This is a genomic window from Odoribacter sp. N15.MGS-14 (assembly GCF_000980245.1).
Lineage (GTDB): Bacteria > Bacteroidota > Bacteroidia > Bacteroidales > Marinifilaceae > Odoribacter > Odoribacter splanchnicus.
In genome coordinates this window covers 36,852-59,967 of the sequence record NZ_LARE01000012.1, presented here as the reverse complement: position 1 = coordinate 59,967, position 23,116 = coordinate 36,852, and the positions used below count along the sequence as shown (strand labels likewise).

The following is a 23,116-nucleotide window of genomic DNA, read 5'->3' as shown; positions in this document are numbered from 1 at the left end:
TTCTCTACATAATGTAACAATATGACAACCATTTCACCGCATCAGCCGACACTAGCAAAAATAAACCCTACCTCACAATAAGTCTTTCCGGAATTTAAGTTCCACAAAAGTGAGATTTAAACTTTCAGGCAACCTCTTCGGCAAAAATTTTTCTGTCAAGACATCCGGTTTTTATAATCTTCGTAACCGAATTTACGGACCAGACGAAAACCGGTCTCAGGATTCCAAATTCCGATGGAAGGATGGGTGACCCCGTTGAACATGGTCGTTTTGACCATCGTATAATGAATCATATCGCGAAAAACGATACGATCTCCGACCCGGGGCTCACGTCCCCCGTCAAAAGCCCAATCTCCATAGTAATCACCGGCCAGACAACTGTTTCCTCCCATCCGCCAACGCTTTTCCCCTTCGGCAGGTTCATGAGTGCCTAAAATAGCCGGCTTATAGGGCATTTCGAGACAATCGGGCATGTGACAGGCAAAAGAAACATTCAACATCAAAGTATCGACACCTCCGTTACTGACTTTATCTTCGACAGTGGCCACCAGACAACCGGTATCCCAGGTAAATGCACTACCCGGCTCGAGAATGATCCGTAAATGCGGATAACGCGAACGAAAATCACACAAGATATGAATCAGTTCCTCCTCATCGTAATCTTTATGAGTCATCAAATGTCCTCCCCCCATATTCAACCATTTGATTTGCGGGAAAAACCGGCCGAATCGTTCTTCGACAGCAGCCAGCGTACCTCTCAAATCATCCGGACGGGATTCACACAACGAATGAAAATGTAAACCATCGATTCCTTCCGGTAAATGAGTCAGGTCGGTAGCCAATATGCCCAGACGGGAAGTGGGACTGGCCGGATTGTATAAATCGGTTTCAACAGTAGAAAATTCCGGGTTTACCCGCAGCCCACAAGAGACACCTGCCCGATGGGCCCGCCGTCCGAAACGCTCGTATTGTCCCAACGAATTAAAAGTGATGTGGTTGCTGCAATTCAATATCTCGTCGATCTCTCCTTCAGTATACACCGGAGCATAAGTATGAGCCGGAGCGCCATATTCTTCAAAAACAAGACGAGCCTCCGCCAGCGAACTGGCAGTGGCTCCATCCGAATGTCTGCTGAGTTCCGGAAAAATACTCCACATAGCGTTGGCCTTCAAAGCTACGATAATCTCTGCTCCGGTAGCCTTCCTCACCTTGTCGATCACCCTCAGGTTGTCTGCCAGCAAAGTTTCATGCAATACATAGCAAGGAGAGGGGACAGTGGATAAATCCCAGTTGCTCAGAATCGTATCCTTATCGATCATACTTCCAGGTCGATATCGAATTTTTCAACCCAAGGCAATCCTTGTTCTCCTAATTCTGCCAGGAATGGATCCGGATCGAATTGTTCCACATTATACACTCCTGCGCCTTTCCAAAGTCCTTTTGCAAACATCGCGGCTCCCAGGGCAGCCGGAACACCGGTGGTGTAGCTGACAGCCTGTGTACCGGTTTCTTTGAAAGCAGCTTCGTGGTCACAATTGTTATAAATATAATAAGTATGTTCTTTGCCGTCTTTGAGCCCTTTAATGCGGCAACCGATCGAAGTCTCGCCATGATAGTTGTGGCCTAAGGATTTCGGATCGGGCAATACGGCTTTCAGGAATTGCAAAGGTACGATCTTCACTCCGTTGAATTCCACCTCGTCGATACGAGCCATACCGATATTCTGAATCACCCGCAAATGGGTCAGGTATTCCTGTCCGAAGGTCATCCAGAAACGAGCCCGTTTGATGGTCGGAAAATTCTTGACCAGAGATTCCAGTTCCTCATGGTACAACAGATAAGACTCTCTTTCCCCGATATTCGGATAAGTCAAGGTCTTATGAATTTCGAGCGGTCCTGTCTTGACCCATTGTCCGTTTTCATAAAAACGTCCGTTTTGGGTGATCTCCCGAATATTGATTTCCGGATTGAAGTTGGTAGCAAAAGCCATTCCGTGATTTCCGGCATTACAATCTACGATATCCAGATATTGAATTTCATCGAAGTGATGTTTGGCAGCATAAGCGGTAAAGATCGCCGATACGCCCGGATCGAATCCACATCCCAAAATAGCGGTCAATCCTTTTTCTTTAAAGCGTTCATGGTATGCCCATTGCCAGCTATATTCGAAATGTGCTTCATCTTTAGGCTCGTAATTAGCCGTATCCAAATAGTTCACTCCGGCTTCCAGACAAGCTTCCATAATCGTCAGGTCCTGATAAGGAAGAGCAACATTAATCACAATATCCGGCTTGAATGAACGCATAAGTCCGGTCAATTCCTCAACATGATCTGCATCCACCTGAGCGGTCTGAATACGATTACCCCCTACGGCTGCAGCAATCTCGTCGCATTTCGATTTGGTGCGGCTGGCCAGCATAATATCGGTAAAAACCTTATTCTTTGCAACTTTATGCGCAACAACGGTACCAACGCCTCCGGCACCGATAATTAAAACTCGACACATGGACAATTTTTTTTAAGTTATTACTAGTTGAGCAAAGATACAATATTTTTTGATCCAAAAAACATTTTTCATTCCAAGTCATTCAAGTAAAACAGCAATAAAATAGGATGATCTCCGGAATGGACTGTATACCCTTTATTTTTTTTAATTCGACCCCCTCCTCACTGATAACATCAGGATGAGAAGAATAACCAAACAACCGGACAAATAGGCCAAACTAACACTCCTCATACCAACATTCTTTTTCCGGGCCCTGGACCCGACAACATTTTATCTTGACTATCTCCGAACTCGACTCCTCCGTGTATGAACTAGGCTGTCCTTTAGAGACTTTCCCATGAAACAACCCAACCTGAAGTCCAACATCCCAGGTCCATCCCGGTTCTGTCGTAGAATATTTCCGGCCAGTGGCAATTTGTTTTTCTCCTATTTGAAAATTGTGTATACCATCTGTCTCTATAGTAGCTAATGCTTCAATATTTTTAAAAATCAGACCATTCGACTTTTTAGTTGAAAAGTCGATATGTAAACACCTACCTATCCCCAATACAGGAATAATTTGTTTTTCACTTTTTTAATTATTGATTGATTTGAGCACAAATAAAAAATGAAAACAAATTTATATTCTATACCATGACGGAATCACTTCAATATTTTTCCGCTAATGAGCAATAAGGTCAGTTCGGAGATTTTTGCCTGATAGAGGGCAGAAACTTTACGGTCGACGGCATCGATATAACTGCGCTGAAATTCCCTGAATTCGATTCCCGGCAAGGTTCCCAATTTATACTTTTCGAGTGCCGCATCGAGGTTATCGAAAGCAACCCGTTCGCTTTCTTCCTCAAAGCTTACGATCTGCAGGTTATTCTCGTAGGTATTGTAGAGCTGTGCCAAATCGGCTTTTACCTGCTGTTCCGCTTCCTGATAAGAAAGGGCGGCATTTTCCATATCCAATTTCGCATTTCTGATCTTCCTCCGGTTTTCCAATCGGTTAAAAATATCCACACTCAAGGAAAAACCCCAATACGGACCGTTCGAACGGTTGAGGGAAGTGACCGAGGCCGGAGATTTGGTGCGGTTGTAGTTATATCCGGCATCGAAATCCAATTTAGGGAACAAAGCGGCCCGGGCGATCTTCATGTTCAATTCAGAGACTTTCCGGTCCCGGCGTCCGATTTGCAGGGTCGTATTGTATTGCAACAGATCGGTCAACAAATCCTGATATTGCAAAGGCATATGCAGCCGGATAGAATCATCTACGTACATATGTTTTTGCAGATCGGTATTCATGATAGTATTCAGTGAAATATAAGCACTTTTCAACAATTCTTTTTCTTTCATATAATTCGAACTGTCGGCATTTAAATCGAGCTTTGCCTGTTGGGCCTCCAAACCCGACAATACTCCGATCACATATTTATCACGGGCCTCGGCATAACGGGCACTCGACAACTCCAAAGAATGCCGTGCAGCTTCGAGCTTACTGTGCTGACGTACAACATCGTAATAATAAGAACTTACTTCGACGATCAGGTTCTCGACAGCTGCCTTGGTGTTCAGTTCGCCGATCGCCAGCATTTCGGCATAACGATTGTGAGTCATAAACATTTCCATACCGTCGAACAAACGCCAGTTGAGAGAAACTCCGGCACTCAAAGCATCCGAACGGGAATTATCGGCCCTTCTGTCTTCTCCGTCGGAGACCACTTTACTATCGGTAATCGATTGTTTCTGGGCAGCATCGATACCGATAGTCGGAAGAAAAGGCCCGTAATTCAGGTTATTTTCAGCCTGCCGTTGTTGATTGCGGATAATTTTGATCGAATAATTCGATTCCAACGCCCGGGCGATACAACTATCCAATGTAATTTTAACCTGGGCAGAAGAAAACCCTGGAATAAAAAATAAAAAACAAACGATGAAGAATAGTAAACTATATTTTCCCATAATCATAATCAAAAAATTCTTTACTCTTTATGCTCTTCCCCGATCACGTTCACCTTTTCTGTCGACAGATAAGAATAAATCGCCGGAATCACGAACAAGGACAAGAAAGTAGCACATACCATCCCACCGACAACGGCGATCCCCATAGCCACCCGGCTTTCAGCACCGGCACCGGTAGCAATAGCCATCGGGAGAATACCCAAAACCGTCGACAAACTCGTCATCAGAATCGGCCGGAAACGAGCGACTGCAGCATTTTTCACAGCTATCAGCATCGGTTCACCCATCGCTTTCCGCTGGTTGGCAAACTCTACAATCAGAATACCGTTCTTCGACACCAGCCCGATCAACATGATTACACCGATCTGGCTGAAAATATTCATAGTCTGATCGAAATACCACAAGGACACCATCGCCCCGATCAACGCCAAAGGCACAGTAAACATGATGATCAGGGGATCCCGGAAACTCTCGAACTGAGCCGATAAAACCAGGTAAATGAATATCAATGCCAATACAAAAGCAAACATCAGACTGGACGAACTTTCCACAAAATCCTTCGAACTACCGGAAAGTGTCGTCTTAAAATTATCGTCTAACACATCGGCAGCAATCCGGTCCATTTCAGCCAATCCCTCTGATATCGTTTTTCGTTTAGCCAATCCAGCCGAAACCGTAGCGGCCACAAAACGGTCGTAGCGATACAATTGCGGAGGCATAGAACTCTCGGAAGTCGTCACCAGATTGTCCAATGCAATCAATTCACCATTATTATTCCGTACATAGATATTCTGTAAATCAGAGGGTTTATTCCGGTTTTCGCGGTCGATCTGACTCAATATCTGATATTGCTTCCCGTTCAGGATGAAATAACCGACCCGCTGTTCACTCATGGTCAGCTGCAAAGTCTGTGCGATATTCTGCATAGAAACGCCCAATACGGCAGCTTTATCCCGGTCGATATTGATGGTCAATTCGGGTTTGGTAAATTTAAGGTTCAAATCGGCCACCGAGAATACCGGACTTTTATTCACTTCGTCCATAAAGCGGGGCAATACCCGTTTCAGGTCGTCGAGGTTCTTGGCCTGAATAACGTATTCTACCGGCAAGCCTCCGCGACGTCCGCCAAAAGTCTGCTGTTGTGAAACCATCGTCCGGGCTCCGGTGAAATTACGTACCTGTACTCCCAATTCATCGGCAATCTCCTGTTGGGTACGTCCCCGTTCTTCGGGATCTACCAACCAAAGGTTCAAGTTGGAACGATTGGTATTTCCCCCACCGATCATTTCGATTATCTTTTCCTGTTCAGGGACCTCTTGTTCGATATAACTACTCAACTCATCGGCATATCGGCTCATATACTCGAACGTAACGCCTTCCGGAGCCGTAGAGGTGATCCGGATATTCGAACGGTCTTCGAGGGGAGCCATTTCCGAAGGAATAGCCTGCCACAATAACCAGATCACCACGCCCGAACCGATCAGTATCAAAGGAGCGATCCACCGGTATTTCATAAAACCTTCCAATGCCCGGCGGTAGTAGTTGACCATACCGTCGAAGAAAGGTTCTGTCGTACGGTAAAACCAGTTATCGGTGACATTGCGGGTAAGCAACTTGGTGGAAATCATCGGGGTAAAAGTCAGTGCGACAAATGAAGAAATAATGACCGCCCCGGTAATCACGATACTGAATTCCCGGAACAACCGCCCGGTCGTCCCCTGCAAAAAGACAATCGGGAAAAACACAGCCACCAAGGCTATAGTGGTAGCGATAACTGCAAAGAAGATCTCATTCGACCCCTTGAAACCGGCTTCGAGCGGAGACATTCCCTGTTCGATCTTCGTATAGATATTCTCCATCACCACAATCGCATCGTCGACAACCAGACCGATCGCCAGCACAATCGCCAGCAAGGTCAGAATATTTATGGTAAATCCGGCCAGATACATCACAAAAAAAGCACCGACCAAAGAGATGGGGATAGCCAATACGGGAATCAATGTCGTCCGCCAATTCCGTAAAAACAGGAAGATAATCAACACTACCAGAATAAAAGCCTCCACGATCGTGTCTTTCACTTCATTGATCGAATTGCGGATAAAGACCGTATTATCGAAAGCAATTCCGGCTTCGACGTCATCAGGCAAGTCTTTTTGCAAATCGGCCATCACTTCATACGCCCGGTCGACAATATCGATATAATTGGCTCCCGGCTGAGGAATGATGGCACAAGCCACCATCGGCACCCCATTCCGCTTCATAATCGAACGGGTATCTTCGGCATCTACTTCTGCAATACCGATATCCCGGAAACGAATGACTTTATCGCCCTCCTCTTTAATGACCAGATTATTAAAATCCTCGATCGTCATCAGTCGTCCCAGGGTACGGATAGTCAGTTCGGTATTTTCTCCCTCGATCCGTCCGGAAGGTAATTCCACATTTTCCTGAGTCACAGCGTCCCTCACATCCATAGGAGTGATTCCATAAGCAGCCAGCAAAGACGGATCCATCCGCATCCGTACGGAATATCTTTTTTCTCCCCAGATGGAGACACTACTCACTCCTGAGATCGTCTGCAAGCGTTCCTTATAGTACTGATCGGCATACATACTCAGGTCGATCAATGACCGCTGGTCACTCCGCAATGAAACCGCAAAGATCGGCTGAGCATCGGCATCCGCCTTACTCACGGTCGGAGGATCCACGTCTTTCGGCAAACGGCGCATCGCTCCGGAAACTTTATCCCGGACATCGTTAGCAGCCGTCTCCAGGTCGACCTCCAACTCGAACTCTACCGTTATATTACTCCGTCCGTCCCTACTCTGGCTGGTCAACGAACGAATCCCCGGGATTCCGTTGATAGCCGACTCCAAAGGCTCGGTAATCTGCGTCTCGATTACATCGGCATTAGCACCTGGAAAACTGGTCGATACCGAAATAATAGGCGGATCGACACTGGGATAGTCACGTACCCCCAAAAATACCAGACCGATACAACCAACCAACATCATAATGATGTTCATCACCGTTGCAAATACCGGTCGCTTTATACATGTTGACGATAAGCTCATTTGTTATAGAGTTGCTGAGTTACTGAGTTTATAGAGTTACTGAGTTGCTGAGTTTATAGAGTTACTGAGTTACTGAGTTACTAAGTTAATAGAGTTACTAAGTTGCTGAGTTTGTGAGTTTATTAAGTTATTCATTATTACATCATCGAATCACTAAATTGTCAAATCTCAGCATCCCTCCTCCTTTTTAACTTTAAACCTTCTCCCCTACCTCTAACCTTTTACCTTTTTATCTTCACCTCCACCGCCATCCCATCTCTGAGTTGCATCAACCCACCGGTGAGTACGGTATCTCCGACGCTGATACCGGAAGTCACCTCTACATTTTTCTCATCGCGGCTTTCTGTTTCGACAGGTACACTTAAGGCTTTTCCATTTTTCACGATCCACATTCTTTTTCCGTCCATTTCGGGCACGACGGCTTCTGTCGGTACGGCAATGAATTCAGATTTTCCACCCACCACCAGGTTTCCTTTTGCAAACATACCGGGCATCAACTCCCCGTTTGTATTCCGGAAACGAGCCCGTAGAAGAATCATACGGGTTTTCACGTCGATAAAAGGATCTACAGCATAAACCTTGGCCGAATAGAGTTTATCATTTCCGGTCACTTTAAAAAATACTTCCTGCCCTTTCAAATTATTATCGGCATATTTCTCCGGAATATTGAACTCATATTTCAGGGTAGAGTTGTCTACGATCCGGGCAATTTGTGAGCTGGGCTGCACATAACTACCTTCACTGACATACCGGAACCCCATTACCCCGTCGAACGGAGCCCGGATTTCGGTACGGCTGATTTTCACTTTCAGCAGTTCGATATCCGCTTCGAGCATATTATAATCGGTTTGTAACTGATCGAAGGCTTCACGGCTGATCGATTCGCGCTTCAAAAGAATCCGTTGCCGTTCGAGCTTCTCGGCCAGTAATTTTTTCTGAAACTCCGCCCGGGTCAACTGAGCCTGCAAATCGGCATCGTCTACTTTTAATAGCAGCTGTCCCTTTTTAACGGCCACCCCTTCCTGAAAGTAAATCTTTCTGACTTTTCCCACGATCTCTGCTACCAAATCGACCTCTTCGTTTGCCAACAAAGAACCATTCACCGGAAATCCGGCAGCCACAACGGAATTCTTAGCAATAATCCCCGTTACCGGAAGTCTACCTTTCCCCTTGTTACCTGGTGCATTTTGTTGTGATTGCACCCCATTTCCACCCATCCGGGGGATTATAATCCAAGCTGCCAAAGCCAGCGGAATCCCGATCTGTAATGATCTTTTTACGTATTTATTCATATTTCATCCAATAAACCAACCCTTTTTAGTTTATAAAGTTCATAAAGTTGCTCCTTCATCGCTAAAAGTCCATAAAGTCTATGTGCACCTTTTTAACGAAACCGGAGATTCCGGTCGGCCTCACACAGCCGTAAAAAAATGCCCGCAGGATTCAGAACTTTTACAAACCTGACAGACTTTACGAACTTGCTAAACGATCTAAAAATTGTAAGCCACCTTTTTCAGTTCTTTTTTCAATAAAAATAACTGTTTTGAGGTTTAGACAAACAAAACCTCCGGGAGTTTATCCCTAAAAATGTTAACACTTTGTTAAAGCCAACTCTTTCTCCTGAACATCCAATAACTCAATATAGAAAAAGCAACCGATATAATAGCGATGACAAACAATCCATAATGGCTGTCTTCCAATCCATTGTGTACATTCATACCATATAAGCTGGCAATCAATGTCGGGATCATCAAAAGCAGGGAAATAGCGGTCATACGCTTCATGATTACGTTCAGATTGTTGGAAATAACCGAAGCAAAGGCATCCATCGTACCGCTCAGGATATCACTATAGATTCGGGCGGTGTCCTGAGCCTGCCGCAGTTCGATCTCCACATCTTCTACCAGATCGGGATCGAAAAACTCCCGTTGGCTTTTTAAATTCTTTAATTTCACCAGCAGGTTGTCATTTCCTCTCAAAGAGGTAATAAAAAACACCAATGATTTTTCGATTTTCAGCAACCGTTGCAATTCGGCATTCTGAATCGATCTTTCCAGTTCTTTTTCAACGGCCCGGCTTTGGTTATTGATCTGTTTCAAATATTTGAGATACCACACGGAGGAAGACAAAAACAATCTGAACAACAGATCCCAACTCCCATCGATCGGCAATTTCTTACGCTGCATATACCGGATAAAATCGGGCAGCATATCCGTTGCGTGGTGACAGATCGTCACGAAATAATCGGCTTTCATGATGATTCCCAAAGGAACGGTGATATAGGGTATATCGTTTCCCTCATCCCGGTAGGGAATGCGCAGAATCATCAAGGTCCAGCCATCTTCCGTTTCGATACGGGGACGTTCGTCGACATCCCGGATATCGGATAAAAATGCAGAAGGAATCTTCAAATCACGAGTAAGGTAGAGCGTATCTTCCTCGGTCGGCATTTCGATATTCACCCAACAGTATTTTTGCCAGGCCTGCTTTTCGGCAAAATTATCCCTGCAACATAAAAATTTTCTCATATAAAACCCTCCATTCGTTACGAACAAAGGCCTGAGAAAACCTTTGTTCAGATTAATACTTTTGATGATAATCGTCCATATCTATTGTTATGAATTTTGCGCGGCAAAAATAGAAAAAGAAATCATTTTTTCAAATCGATATATATCGGTAAATGATCGCTATATCCACCGACATAACGCGGTCCCCGGTAAGTAGGACAAGGTTTGTATCCGAAATAAGTTTTATCTTCTTCCAGTAGAAAAGAAGCTGAAAAAACAGTAAGCCGCCGATCGGCTTTCCAGACAGAGTGCCCATCCAGTAAAGCTCCCGAAAGAATCAGGTGGTCGATGGTCTGCCAGTTGCCTTTGTAACGGTAGCTACCGTAATTCTTTTTCAATAAATAATAGCCTGTATTATATAAATCTTTGCACCTCGGTTTTTTATCGGAACTTTTGGTACCCAACACCTTTTGTGCGGGGGTATTTGCTTTCCCGTTCAGATCGCCCATGATTACAATACCGGCGCGGGCCTGAACAGCCAATAATGAATCGACTTTATGCCGTACCGTCGAAGCTGCCCTTTCTCGGCGCCACTCGCTTTGCTTCTCACCACCGATCATCGAAGGGAAATGACAGACAAAAAAATGAAGGGTATCCGAATCCAACACCCCGGAAGCATACAAAATATCCCGGGTACGGATGGTGGTATCCTCGGGAAATGACAAGCGCAAGAAATCGGTTTCTAAAAGTTCGAAACAGTCTTTCCGGTAAAGCAAAGCGACATCGATACCCCGGCGGTCGGGAGAATCCTGATGAACAATTCCATAATTCCCGTCGGCCAAAGCCGTTTTCTGCGTTAAATCTTCCAATACCCAGCGATTTTCCACTTCCGCCAAACCGATGATACAAGGCAGTTCTTTATCTCCCACGCTATCGATCACTTCTGCGATTTTCAATAATTTATCCGTATATTTAGCCTTCGTCCAATGTTTCTTTCCCCGGGGAGTGAACTCGTCGTCGGCAGTCGAGGGATCATCGGCGGTATCGAATAAATTCTCTACATTATAAAACATAATCCGGCAATGATCCTGTGCCAAAACAGGCATCGTCAGCACACAAAGCAAGAATAATATACCCAATAATTTCATCTTTGTCTGAATTTTGAAATGAGCTTTATCAACCAACCCGATCACAGGCATTCTTTCGACCTCATCCTGACATAATCACTCCACACCATATCTTTATACAAATCCGAACCGATATAATCCAGAATCATACTTCCCCGCCGGCAGTCCAGATAATAATACAGACGTTCTATCAGCTTTCCGTTCTCATCGAAAAGGAAGAACCGTTATACCTCATGCTTTATTTTTCGTTTTCGACCTCCGGGCCGGTTTGAGCCTGCAACAGCTCCCAATATTCGACAGCTCTTCTCAAATGAGGGATAACGATAGTCCCCCCCACCACGTCGGCCACAGCAAAAACTTCGAACAATTCGGGAGTAGTCACCCCTTGTTCATAACATTTTTCCAAATGATACTTGATGCAATCGTCACATCTCAAAACCATGGAAGTGGCCAGTCCCAACATCTCCTTTACCTTGGAGGAGAGTGCCCCTTCCATATAAGTATTGGTATCGATATTGTAGATTCTTTTGATCACTTTATTATCGGCTGCCAGAATCCTCTCGTTCATTTTAGCCCGGTAAGCTCTGAATTCTTCAATCTGATCTTTCATTACCCGAAAAATTTAATTATATCATTTACATTAGCCAGAATAAACAAGCCGAAGATAAAAATCATGCCTGTAATCTGAGCATACTCCATAAATTTCTCTCCCGGTTTACGACGGGTAACCACTTCATACAACAGGAACAAGACATGTCCTCCGTCCAAAGCCGGTATAGGCAGAATATTCACGACGGCCAGCATGATCGAGATCAAAGCGGTCAGTTCCCAGAAAGAATGCCAATTCCAATACCCCGGGAAAATGTTGGCGATCGAAGCCATCCCACCGACCGACTTATAAGCGGTATCTCCCTGAGAAAAGAGTAATTTCAGCTGTTTCACATAAGAGCCGAGTTGTCCGATCCCCATCTCGATTCCGGCAGGAATCGCTTCTGCCAGTGTATATTTCTGAGTCGCCAATTCATAGGCATTGGCAGTCAGCAAAGGATAAAAACCGAATTTTCCGTCTTCCCCCAAAGCAAAAGCATAAGATAATGTATCCGCTCCCCGCAATACGGTCGTTTCCACCCGCTTTCCTTTATTGGCGGCGAGCAAATCCGAAAATTCATCGTAGAAACGAAAAGTATGTCCGTTGACAGACAGAATCTTATCCCCTTTTCGCATACCTGCATCATAAGCCACAGAATAATCCCCGAAGTCCTGTATCTCGATTCCATCGACCGGGATACGGGGAGTAAGCAGCGGATTCAGCTTGAAACTCTTGGACGATAATTCCAACAGCGTAGCAATAAAGTCATCCGGAATATCCAAAGAAACTTGCTCTCCATTGCGCAATACCTGAATAGTCTTGGAACGATTGAACAATATTTCGGGAAGCACATCGTCAAAACGGACCACTTCTTTATTGTCGAGAGCAACGATAATATCACCGTTTCGCATTCCGATATTTTTGAAGACGCTGTCGCATACCACTCCGTAAGTGACGTTTTTTGCAGGAAGATAGGTCTCCCCCCAGGTGAATAGGATGCCGATATAAATGACAAAAGCCAGTAAGACGTTCACCAATACCCCGCCCAACATAATCAGCAAGCGTTGCCAGGCCGGTTTAGCCCGGAATTCCCAAGGCTGAGCCGGTTGTTTCATCTGCTCGGTATCCATCGATTCATCGATCATTCCAGCGATCTTCACATATCCACCCAACGGCAACCAACCGACTCCATACTCGGTCTCTCCCTTTTTAAATTTAAATAAAGAGAACCAGGGATTAAAAAACATATAAAACTTTTCTACCCGGGTCTTAAACAACTTCGCAAACAAAAAGTGTCCGAATTCGTGGAACAAAACCAGGATAGAAAGACTCAAGACAAATTGTACTATTTTTATAAAAATATCCATGATATGAGGTAAAAAGTAAAAGATTAAAGTTAAAAGACTATAAGCTAGAAAGCTATAGAGGAGGTATTTTGGGGGATACATTTTTCCTGGCGATTTCACGGGTCAGGCGATCGGTTTCCATATAATCCTCCAAAGTCGGTTTCTTCAGGAAATCTACTTGTTGCATTGTTTTTTCGATCAGATCGGACATACCGGTGAAAGACAGGCGCCCTTGCAGGAAGGCAGCCACAGCGACTTCATTGGCCGCATTCAGGATACAGGGCATGTTTCCGCCTTGCCGCATAGCCTCGTAAGCCAATCCAAGGTTACGAAAGGTTTTCTCGTCAGGCTGTTCGAAAGTCAGGGAATGACATACCTTGAAATCCAAACGTCCGAAATCAGCTGTAGTCCGTTCGGGGAAAGTCAGGGCATACTGAATCGGCAGCCGCATATCCGGCACTCCGAGCTGGGCTTTCACGCAGCCATCCGTAAACTGCACCATCGAATGAACGATAGATTGGGGATGCACCACCACTTCGATTTGTTCGGGTTTCATGCCGAACAACCATTTGGCTTCGATCACTTCAAACCCTTTGTTCATCATAGAAGCCGAATCGATCGTCACCTTAGCACCCATATGCCAGTTAGGGTGTTTCAAAGCATCGGCAGGAGTCACCTTTTCCAAAAAAGCCCGGTCTTTTCCCCGGAAAGGACCTCCGGAAGCGGTCAAAATCAGTTTTTCGGCTTTACTCCGGCTCTCTCCGGCCAAACACTGGAAGATGGCAGAATGTTCCGAATCGACAGGCAGAATAGCTACCCGATGTTCTGCGACCGATTCGTTGACCAATTCTCCGGCTACGACCAGAGTCTCTTTGTTAGCCAAAGCAATATTTTTTCCGGCTTTAATGGCATTTACCGTCGGGATTAAACCGCTGTATCCGACTAAAGCTGTCACCACCAGATCGACGTCTGCAAAAGTCACGATCTGGGCAAGCGCATCGGCTCCGGCAAATACTTTTATATCTTCATGTTGTAAGGCATCGCGCAGAAGCGGATATTTCTCCTCATTGGCAATCACCACACTATCCGGGTGGAATTTCAATGCCTGTTCGATCAATAAATCAACATGATTATTGGCTGTCAGCACTTCAACACTGAACCGTTCGGGATTGGCTTCCACCACTTCCAGCGTCTGTGTTCCGATCGATCCTGTCGAACCTAATATCGCAATCTTTCTCATATATTCATTCTTCCAAACCGAAATTGCCGAAACAACTTCCGGTTATTGATTCTTTATTTAAACTTAATAAAATTCTCCGGGTTGAGCGGATTACCTGCCCGCCACAATTCAAAATGCAAATGGGGGCCGCTGGACTCCTCTCCGGTATTTCCCACTACCCCCAGGACCTCTCCGGCCCTGACATAATCTCCCTGTTTTTTCAATAGGATAGAATTGTGTTTGTATACAGAAATCAGGTCGTTGGTATGTTGCACCTGGATCACATATCCGGTCTTCACCGTCCAATCGGTAAAAATCACGACCCCATCCAATACCGCAGCCACCTTAGCATTGGCTTTCGCCACAATATCAGTGCCGTAATGCCGTTTCTTCTCATCGAAGCTTTGGGTTACAATTCCTTCCACAGGCGGAAAAAAATGATAATAATCGTGGTTTTGTTCTTTCATTCCCAGCGATAGATTAAAGCGTTCACGCTCTTCGATAGCAGCCCGGAATTCATTTTCCTGTTCGCTGATCTGAAATCGGATGGTATCGTTCCGGTAGCGCGCCGTATCCTCCCGCGAACGTTCGAGGGAAGTGGTATCTCCCCCATTCAAAACCAACCGGATGGATTTGAAAAAGCGGTCTCTCTTCAGCAATTCATTCTCCAGCGAATCTACCCGGAGCGCATTTTGGGCGATCATCTGCCGCATATTTCCATCCGGATAGCCAGGAATAAATTCCCGCAAGTCGGTGAAAGCTATCAATAAAATGGTCAGAACGACCAAAATTACCGCCAGCACACTCAATGCAGTCAATACATGCAACTGGGACAATCTGAAATTGAACACCTCCTCATAAGAAGTCTCGTTAATGACAGAAAGTTTATATTTATATTTCAGACGATCCCAAAGTCTTACTTTTTCTTTAGCCATGCCCCGATTTTTTAGCTTCCAAAATTACAACAAAAAAATCAATGTCGCAATGACTGATCGTTTATAACTCATCAAAAGCAATGTATCGTTAAGCCACACTTCAGGATAACCTTCTACTCTGACAGGGAGAGGTTGTTCTATATTCACTCCATTATCGGGAGAGTAATTTAAATATTTGGCTCCATTGAGATCGATAATATCAAAAGAAGAATTTTTTTTATTTGAACAGAAGATTGCAAGTTGACATATTCCCCCGGCCCTTTTCCATTCTTTCCAATTTGATAAAGAAAATTACCCGAAGAATGGTATTATTATATCAAAGAAAGAAAAAAGTACCAATTAATACTGATGATTTTGGCTTCTTTCTTTTTTCTTTTATATTTTTACATTAATAATTGATTATAGTATCGAAGAATATGGCTATGCAACTATTCTTCGATACACTATTTCTAATTAGGTATATTGAATAAAACGGTGTATTTTATAATTATTCTCTTTATTGGACATGTTTTTTTCAGTTAAAAGAGCCGTGACCGAAACCGCCTTTTTAGTCGTCACAACAGATAACCCGAACTGCCGTATACGCAGTTAATCACGATTGGTTTTCCCCACCCACATACATGGATTTATATTCGAACACTTTCAGTCCGAATTCGGGTAATACCGCCATGATATGGTCGAAAATGTCGGCCTGGACTTTTTCATAGGTCACCCACTCCTGAATAGCCGAGAAGCAATAAATCTGGATGGGCATACCGGTCGGGCCGGGTTGTAATTGGCGGACCATATGTGTCATATTCGTATTGATATCGGGATTAGCTTCGATCCATGCATCCATATAATAACGGAATATACCGATATTGGTCAGCTTACGCTCATCCAGAATCGTAATTTTATCTTTATTGATATCTCCCAGTTTAGCAACCATCTGATCGATATAATCTTTCAGGAAGGCCGAAGAAGCAAATTTTACGACTTCGTCATGACTCAAAAAATGAACCGAATCGATATCGATATTGATACTCCGCATAATTCTCCGTCCCGGCGATTCCTGCATTCCCCGCCAGTTGGTGAAAGATTCCGACACCAACTGATAAGTGGGTACCATCGAAATAGTCATATCCCAATTCTGCACTTTGACGGTGTACAGATTCACTTCCAACACAACTCCATTGGCATTATTCTTATCCATCTGAATCCAGTCGCCGATGCGGATCATATTATTGGAAGTCAGCTGGATTCCGGCAACGAATCCCAGGATCGAATCCTTGAAGATCAAAAGCAGCACCGCAGCAAAAGCACTCAAACCGACAATCAGGTGTTCAGGCGATTTATTCACCAGCACGCTGACGACGGTAATCACCACAACCGTATACAAAAACACCTTGATCAACTGGATAAAAAAAGTAATCGGACGATTTTTGGAAACCGGATAGCTCTCATAAATCTTGTTGATCGCATTCAGCAAAGAAATGATGATAAACAAGGTGACGACAATCAACCAGATATCTACCAGGCGCCGAAGGACATATTTATATTCCCAGGTAATAAAAGTGAGAACGATATAAGCTGTAAAAGGAGGGATCAGGGAAGCCAGTTTACGGAAAAAACCCTGATCGTAAAGGATATCGTCCCAAGTACTTTTGGTCTTTCCTACAACTTTTTTCAAGAGTTTGGAGAGCCATTTCCTGGAAATAATATAAATCAGAATGGCAACGGTAATCGTTATCGCAATTTTTATTAGAGTGCTTTCGGCATCTGTCATTCCGACTTTTTCAGTCCAGGCGGATACCCGATGCAAAAAAGAAACAGAGTCTCTCATAAGTATGATATGTTAAAATATTGTTTATGCTCAATCTGAGCTTTTTACAGGAATAGCGGTCCCTTATTAAATTTAAGTTAAACCCCTTATTGTATTTATATTTGATCGTAAATAAAGCTACTTTTGTTTCAAAGCATAAAAATTTAACTATGAAAAGACTATTTATTTTAATTACATTTTCCTGTTTATTATTCCTGCAAGGAAGTTTTGCACAGGTCGATCTTCAGGCCCCGCTTCCTCAAGATCCGAACATTGTAACGGGAAAGCTCCCCAACGGTATAGTGTATTACCTGCGTCACAATGAAGAACCCAAAGGCAGAGCGAGTTTCTACATCATACGCAATGCCGGAGCCCTGCTCGAAAACGATGAACAAGACGGTCTGGCCCACTTCCTGGAACACATGGCCTTTCAGGGAACCAAGAATTTCCCTGGGAAAGGTATCATCACCTCTCTGGAAAAGCACGGAGTTTCTTTCGGCCGTAACATCAATGCTTACACTGCACAAAATGAAACGGTCTACAATCTGAGCGATGTACCGACAAACAGCGAATCTCTGTTAGATACCTGCCTGTTGATTCTGCACGACTGGTCTTACTATCTTACCCTGGAAGACGACGAAATCGATGCTGAGCGCGGAGTGATCACCGAAGAATGGAGAACCCGCCGGACACCGCAATTCCGGATTCAAAAACAGATGTTCCCGGTACTTTTCAAAGATTCAAAATACGCCATTCGGGACGTTATCGGTAATTTAGATGTAATCAAAAATTTCAAATACCAGACTATCCGTGATTTTTATCATGAATGGTACCGGACAGACCTGGAAGCCATAGCAATCGTCGGCGATTTCGATGTAGCTAAAATGGAACAAAAAGTAAAAGAATTGTTCAGTAAAATCCCTGCTGTAGAAAATCCGACTCCCCGTCCTTTCTACGAAATTCCCGAACACGACGAGATGTATTATTGCCTGGCAACCGACAAAGAAGTACAGCAATCTTCTATTCAGATCGTGACCCTGTTACCCGGTACTCCGGCAACAGAAAAGAATAAATTGGCTTATTTTAAAGATAACATAATCAACTCTTTCTACAATCAGATGGCCGGAGCACGGATCAGCGAAATGATGCAGAAAGGTAATCCTCCCTTTATCAACGGAGGTTTCGGATTCGGTGGTTTTGTGAGAGGTTATAATGCTTATAACATCAACACAACGGCCAAACCCAACGAAGAAGACGTTGCCCTGGAAGCCATCTTAACCGAAAATGAAAGAATCCGGCGGTTCGGTTTCACCCCGAGTGAACTGGAACGGGTAAAAACCAATATGCTGGTCGGCCTGGAATCGGCTTATAAAGAAAAAGACAAAACCGGTAACGAAAGTTATATCGAGGAAATGCAAGCGAATTTCCTGGAACAGGAACCGATCGTAGATTTCGATTTCTATTACAATGCTGTCAAACAAATTATTCCGACCATTACCGTAGAAGAGGTATCTGCACGGGCTAAAGAGTGGAATACCGATAAAAACCGTACAGTAGTCGTTTCCGGTCCGTCAGAGAATGCCAAGCACCTGACCCGGGAAGAAGTAACCGCTATTATGGATAAGGTTGCTAAAAAAGAGATCGAACCCTATCGCGACGAAGTAACCGATGCAACATTGATCAGCGAAGAATTACCGGGTTCAAAAATCGTTTCTACCAAGAAACTTCCCTTATTCGATGCAGAAGAATGGACACTGGCCAATGGAGCGAAAGTAGTCTTCCGTAAAGCAGATTACGAAAAAGATGCCGTATCACTGACTTCTTACAGCAAAGGAGGAACTTCACTTTACGATATAGACATGCTTCCTTCCGCCAATAACGCTGCTGCATTTGTAGGAGCTTACGGTTTAGGAGATTTCGATGCAACCACTTTAAGAAAAATCCTGACCGGGAAGATGGCTTCCTGCGGAGTTTCTATCAACGGTTTGTCGGAATCTGTCAGCGGTAGCTCTACACCTCAGGATTTCGAAACCATGCTTCAATTGTTGTATCTGCGTTTCGAAAAACCCCGTTTCGACAAGGAAGCCCATGAAGCTATGATGAGCCGCAACAGGGCCTCTATCGCCAATATGGAGAAGAATCCGCAGAAAATCATGAAAGATTCGATTAGTCTGATCATGAGTAACTACAATCCGCGTACTCTGCTCTTCAACGAAAAATACCTGGATCAGATCAGTATCGAAAAGATCGAACAGGTTTATCGCGACCGGATTAAAGATGCCAGCGATTTCACCTTCTTCATCGTAGGTAATATCGATGCAGAAACGGTAAAACCATTGGTAGAAAAATACATCGGTTCATTAAAATCTGAAAACCGGAAAGAAACCTGGCGCGACAACCATGTAAGAGGTCCGAAAGGCAAAACGGTAAAAGAAATCGAATTGGAACTGACTACCCCGAAATCGACCGTGATCACAAATTTCTCTAAAGATATGAAATACAGTGTTTACAACAATATCTGTAATAATATTCTGGAAGGAATCCTGGATTTAAGATATACCGAAAATATCCGGGAAAAAGAAGGAGGAACTTACGGTGTAGGTGTTCAGGCCGGTTCTGTACGCGAGCCTTACTCCAACTATAGCATGACGATGAGCTTCGATTGTGATCCGGACAAGGCACAACATCTGAAATCGTTGATTTATGCCGAATTGGATAAAATCATGAAAGAAGCTCCGACTCCGGAAGAAATGAATAAAGTGATCGCCAATATGAAGAAAAACCACGAACAATCCAAAAACCACAACAGCTATTGGATGAATTGTATTACTTCTTATTATATCAGTGGTGTGAATCCGAACGATCCGAAAAACTTCGATCACATTGTCGATAAACTGCAACCCAAAGACATTCAGAAATTTGCTCAGTCTCTTTTCAAGGGTGCCGATGTTGTCGATCTGATTTTCAAACCGAAACAATAATCTTCGGGCGAAGCATTTTAAATAGGGTGTCAAAAGTGGCACCCTATTTCATTTTTTTATTACATTTACCTTTTGAAACAGCGTGCTGAATTATTATCTACAAACCCAAATATTATGTCACAAAACAAAACAAATTTTGCTGTGCCTTTGGCATTCGTCGGTATGATGTTTTTTGCGATCGGATTCGCATTGGGCATCAACTCATTTTTGATTCCGGTATTAAAAGGTGCTTTGTCTCTGCCTTCAGGGGTAGCCTACCTGCTGCTAGCAGCTACTTTCGTTCCTTTCCTGATTTTCGGCTACCCGGCTTCTGCCACGATTGCCAAAATCGGTTACAAAAGAACAATGGCACTCTCGTTTTTGATTTTTGCCGTTGCTTTTATTTTATTTGTATTATCAGCTAAATTGGAAAATTTCATTCTTTTCCTCATCGCTTCTTTCGTCAGCGGTGCCGCCAACGCTTATTTACAAGCATCGGTAAACCCGTACATTACCATTCTGGGACCGATTGAAAGCGCGGCCAAACGAATGAGTATCATGGGTATCTGCAACAAACTGGCATGGCCGGTAGCTCCTTTGTTTTTCGCACTCGTGGTAGCCGACCAAACCAATGTGCAGACTTCCGATCTGTATCTGCCTTTCTACATCATCATCGGCGTATTTCTATTGTTAGGTATCATCTCTTTAATGGCTCCGCTTCCCGAAGTAAAAGCTGCCGGAGAAGACGAATCGGATACCGCCAATTGCCCGTATGCAGCAAATAAAACTTCTATTTGGCAATTTCCCCACTTGGTTCTGGGTGCACTGACCTTGTTCATTTATGTCGGTGTCGAAACTTTGTCTCTAAGTACAGCCGTCGACTACGCCAAAGCGTTGAATTTGGAAAATCCCGATTTATATGCCTGGATTCCGAGTATCGGTATGGTCATCGGTTATATTTGCGGTATCATTCTGATTCCGCAATACCTAACTCAAGACATGGCAATGAGAATCTGTGCCTGCATCGGTGTAGCCGGTTCTCTGGCCATTGTATTGCTGCCTGCCGAAATATCTATCTGGGCAATCTTCCTGATGGCTCTAGGGTGCTCGCTAATGTGGCCGGCATTATGGCCGCTTGCTATGGCAGACCTCGGCAAATTCACCAAATCAGGCAGTGCTCTTCTGACAATGGCTATCGCCGGAGGAGCCGTTATCCCGACTGTTTTCGGATTTTTGCAAGAAGGTTTGGGGGCACAAGGGGCTTATTGGTTAGCCTTGCCTTGTTTTCTGTTTATCCTGTATTATGGTGTAGCCGGTTATAAAATCAGAACGAAATAAAGGTGACACCGAACATTGATCGGTTTGTAAAGTTCCAGACCCCTGCGGGATATTTTCTTAAAGTGACCTCCGGTTCCATGAAGAAAACCCTGCAGGGATCCATAAACTTTAAGAACTTTTACTGACGAATGATTTTCTTTGACAATACCAACATGCAAATTCCCTATCTTCCTTTTTTAGACAGCAACGACCTCCGACAGGCAGGTGAGCAACTGAACAAAATCGATTTTCACCGAATCGGACAGAATAACTGGCCGGAGCAATTCCCTTACACGCCTTACGCAGCTTTTACCATGGCACACAACGGAGAAATGCTCTTTATCCGGTTTAAGGTCGACGAGACCAGTACCATGGCCCTCACCCGGGAAGACAACGAGCAAGTGTGTAACGATTCCTGTGTCGAATTTTTCCTGGCAGTCGACGATAGTGGGTATTACAATTTCGAATTTACCTGTATCGGTAAAACTTTGTTAGGTTTCCGGAAAGAACGCCCAGCGGCGGTTCATGCCCCGGAAGATATCATGGCCTCGATTCTCCGTTATCCTTCATTGGGCGGGGCAAATTTCGAAGAAACCCGGCTAGGCCATCCCTGGGAACTGACTGTGGGAATTCCGGCTTCAGCTCTTTTCCGTCACAACATCGATACCTGGCAGGGTTTGAAAGCCCGCATCAACCTTTATAAATGCGGAGATCGGCTATCCTGCCGGCATTATTTATCCTGGCGTCCGATCGATTCTCCCAAACCGGATTTTCATACGCCCCGTTGTTTTGTTGCGGTACAATTTTAAAGCTCTCCGATGAAAGATCGTCTTCTATACGGATTATTCCCGGGCCTGTCAGCTCCTTTCATCATCATCCTGTTGTTCTGGCTTTTCCGCTTTCACGACCTCCCGCTTTCCCAATTTATCCACCAGGCGATCGCATTGAAAGTACAATTCAAACTCATTTCCGTCGGTGTATTCTTTGCCGACTTAGGCTTATTTTATTTATTTCTGCACTTAAACAAGAATAACGCCTCGAAAGGCGTTATCCTGGCAGTTTTAATCTATTTCTTTCTTTTTCTATTTTCCAGTCTTTAGATCGGAGAAGGCGATTTCCTTCTTATTTGCCTTCTTCCACTTCCTCGAATTCGGCATCCTCGATATCCGAATCTCCTCCCATCTTCACGATTTTTTCTTTTTCTTCACTGGCTTTGCGCATTTTACGGATGGAATATTGGTTGAGCAGATCGGTTACGCCATAAAAAACGGCGGTAATCCCGAACAGGATGAACACGCTTTCGGCCGAACTGAAAGGATCGAATAAAATCACGATACCGACAATCAGGATCAGGACCGGGAATAAAAAACTAACCGGCGCAATACGCCCGAACTGACGGGCTGCGGCAAGGGTCACAAATTGTCCGACAGCAGCGACCACCAAAATAAATCCCAGGAGAAACATAAAAACGGTCGCAAAAGTAGACGGCAGACATACCAGCAGTAATCCCAAAATAACACTTCCGATTCCGCTCAAGGGAGCAAAACTCCGCTGATGTTCCTCGCGGTTTCTGGAAGAGATAATAAACGCAATAATACCGATGGCCAGGAAAACGATACCTATCAGCATAACAACATACTTCAATGCATCGGCCGGCCAGATCAAAAGAGCCAAACCGAGCAAAATCGCTAAAACCGCCCTGTATATGCCTCCTTTAAAATTCGAAGTCGTGTAAACAATTTGCATATAAATTACAATTAAAGATCTTTCTTTTTTTATTTAACGAAG

Annotated in this window: 17 protein-coding genes and 1 pseudogene; 4 read left to right on the top strand and 14 right to left on the bottom strand. The window is 44.3% G+C overall.

Translation table 11 applies throughout. The annotated features are described in order from the left end of the window. Window positions 1-155: 155 nt before the first annotated feature. The 13 genes and pseudogenes from nspC to WS34_RS04560 all read right to left on the bottom strand — a co-directional run bounded on the left by nspC (window position 156) and on the right by WS34_RS04560 (window position 17,072). Window positions 156-1,319, bottom strand: coding sequence for a carboxynorspermidine decarboxylase (gene nspC, locus WS34_RS04620; RefSeq protein ID WP_022159473.1), 1,164 nt, complete (start codon window positions 1,317-1,319; stop codon window positions 156-158). Further along, a complete protein-coding gene (locus WS34_RS04615; protein WP_013611866.1) occupies window positions 1,316-2,506 on the bottom strand; it encodes a saccharopine dehydrogenase family protein in 1,191 nt (396 codons plus the stop codon). The genes nspC and WS34_RS04615 overlap by 4 nt, the downstream gene beginning before the upstream one ends. Window positions 2,507-3,148: 642 nt before the next feature. Beyond that, entirely contained in the window at window positions 3,149-4,453 is a 1,305-nt protein-coding gene (locus tag WS34_RS04605) for a TolC family protein (RefSeq protein ID WP_286693629.1), read from the bottom strand. Between the two features lie 20 nt (window positions 4,454-4,473). Next, window positions 4,474-7,527 carry an efflux RND transporter permease subunit gene (locus WS34_RS04600; protein ID WP_046403410.1) on the bottom strand — a complete coding sequence of 1,018 codons (3,054 nt, stop codon included), beginning with the start codon at window positions 7,525-7,527 and terminating at the stop codon, window positions 4,474-4,476. A 221-nt stretch (window positions 7,528-7,748) separates the two neighbouring features. Then, the gene (locus WS34_RS04595; RefSeq protein WP_046403408.1) at window positions 7,749-8,819 is read right to left on the bottom strand and encodes an efflux RND transporter periplasmic adaptor subunit; all 1,071 of its coding nucleotides are present in this window, start codon (window positions 8,817-8,819) and stop codon (window positions 7,749-7,751) included. Window positions 8,820-9,128: 309 nt separating this feature from the next. Continuing rightward, window positions 9,129-10,055, bottom strand: coding sequence for a magnesium transporter CorA family protein (locus WS34_RS04590; RefSeq protein WP_022159478.1), 927 nt, complete (start codon window positions 10,053-10,055; stop codon window positions 9,129-9,131). A 122-nt stretch (window positions 10,056-10,177) separates the two neighbouring features. Further along, on the bottom strand, window positions 10,178-11,182 hold the full coding sequence (locus WS34_RS04585) for an endonuclease/exonuclease/phosphatase family protein (RefSeq protein WP_286693628.1): 1,005 nt from the start codon (window positions 11,180-11,182) through the stop codon (window positions 10,178-10,180). A 217-nt stretch (window positions 11,183-11,399) separates the two neighbouring features. Beyond that, a complete protein-coding gene (locus WS34_RS04580) occupies window positions 11,400-11,771 on the bottom strand; it encodes a carboxymuconolactone decarboxylase family protein (protein ID WP_013611872.1) in 372 nt (123 codons plus the stop codon). Beyond that, window positions 11,771-13,117 (bottom strand): RIP metalloprotease RseP, encoded by a 1,347-nt coding sequence (gene rseP, locus WS34_RS04575; protein ID WP_022159480.1) that lies wholly within the window; start codon window positions 13,115-13,117, stop codon window positions 11,771-11,773. The genes WS34_RS04580 and rseP overlap by 1 nt, the downstream gene beginning before the upstream one ends. A 52-nt stretch (window positions 13,118-13,169) precedes the next feature. Further along, window positions 13,170-14,336 carry a 1-deoxy-D-xylulose-5-phosphate reductoisomerase gene (locus tag WS34_RS04570; protein ID WP_013611874.1) on the bottom strand — a complete coding sequence of 389 codons (1,167 nt, stop codon included), beginning with the start codon at window positions 14,334-14,336 and terminating at the stop codon, window positions 13,170-13,172. A 53-nt stretch (window positions 14,337-14,389) separates the two neighbouring features. Then, complete coding sequence (locus tag WS34_RS04565) at window positions 14,390-15,250, bottom strand: peptidoglycan DD-metalloendopeptidase family protein (RefSeq protein WP_013611875.1); 861 nt, start codon at window positions 15,248-15,250, stop codon at window positions 14,390-14,392. A 167-nt stretch (window positions 15,251-15,417) separates the two neighbouring features. Further along, window positions 15,418-15,540: pseudogene (locus tag WS34_RS15850) on the bottom strand (hypothetical protein); the annotation flags it as partial. Window positions 15,541-15,842: 302 nt separating this feature from the next. Continuing rightward, window positions 15,843-17,072, bottom strand: a complete 1,230-nt coding sequence (locus WS34_RS04560; RefSeq protein ID WP_286693627.1) for a mechanosensitive ion channel family protein — start codon at window positions 17,070-17,072, stop codon at window positions 15,843-15,845. Window positions 17,073-17,221: 149 nt separating this feature from the next. Between WS34_RS04560 and WS34_RS04555 the strand changes: the two genes are divergently transcribed. From WS34_RS04555 to WS34_RS04540, 4 genes are all read left to right on the top strand, one after another. After that, window positions 17,222-20,032 carry a M16 family metallopeptidase gene (locus WS34_RS04555; RefSeq protein ID WP_022159481.1) on the top strand — a complete coding sequence of 937 codons (2,811 nt, stop codon included), beginning with the start codon at window positions 17,222-17,224 and terminating at the stop codon, window positions 20,030-20,032. Window positions 20,033-20,146: 114 nt separating this feature from the next. After that, on the top strand, window positions 20,147-21,349 hold the full coding sequence (gene gluP / locus WS34_RS04550) for a glucose/galactose MFS transporter (protein ID WP_013611878.1): 1,203 nt from the start codon (window positions 20,147-20,149) through the stop codon (window positions 21,347-21,349). A gap of 128 nt (window positions 21,350-21,477) precedes the next feature. Then, on the top strand, window positions 21,478-22,137 hold the full coding sequence (locus WS34_RS04545; RefSeq protein WP_229032327.1) for a carbohydrate-binding family 9-like protein: 660 nt from the start codon (window positions 21,478-21,480) through the stop codon (window positions 22,135-22,137). Between the two features lie 9 nt (window positions 22,138-22,146). Further along, a complete protein-coding gene (locus WS34_RS04540) occupies window positions 22,147-22,428 on the top strand; it encodes a hypothetical protein (protein WP_013611880.1) in 282 nt (93 codons plus the stop codon). Between the two features lie 22 nt (window positions 22,429-22,450). On the opposite strand, the gene WS34_RS04535 is transcribed toward WS34_RS04540, so the two are convergent. Then, complete coding sequence (locus tag WS34_RS04535; RefSeq protein ID WP_013611881.1) at window positions 22,451-23,074, bottom strand: HdeD family acid-resistance protein; 624 nt, start codon at window positions 23,072-23,074, stop codon at window positions 22,451-22,453. Window positions 23,075-23,116: the final 42 nt, after the last annotated feature.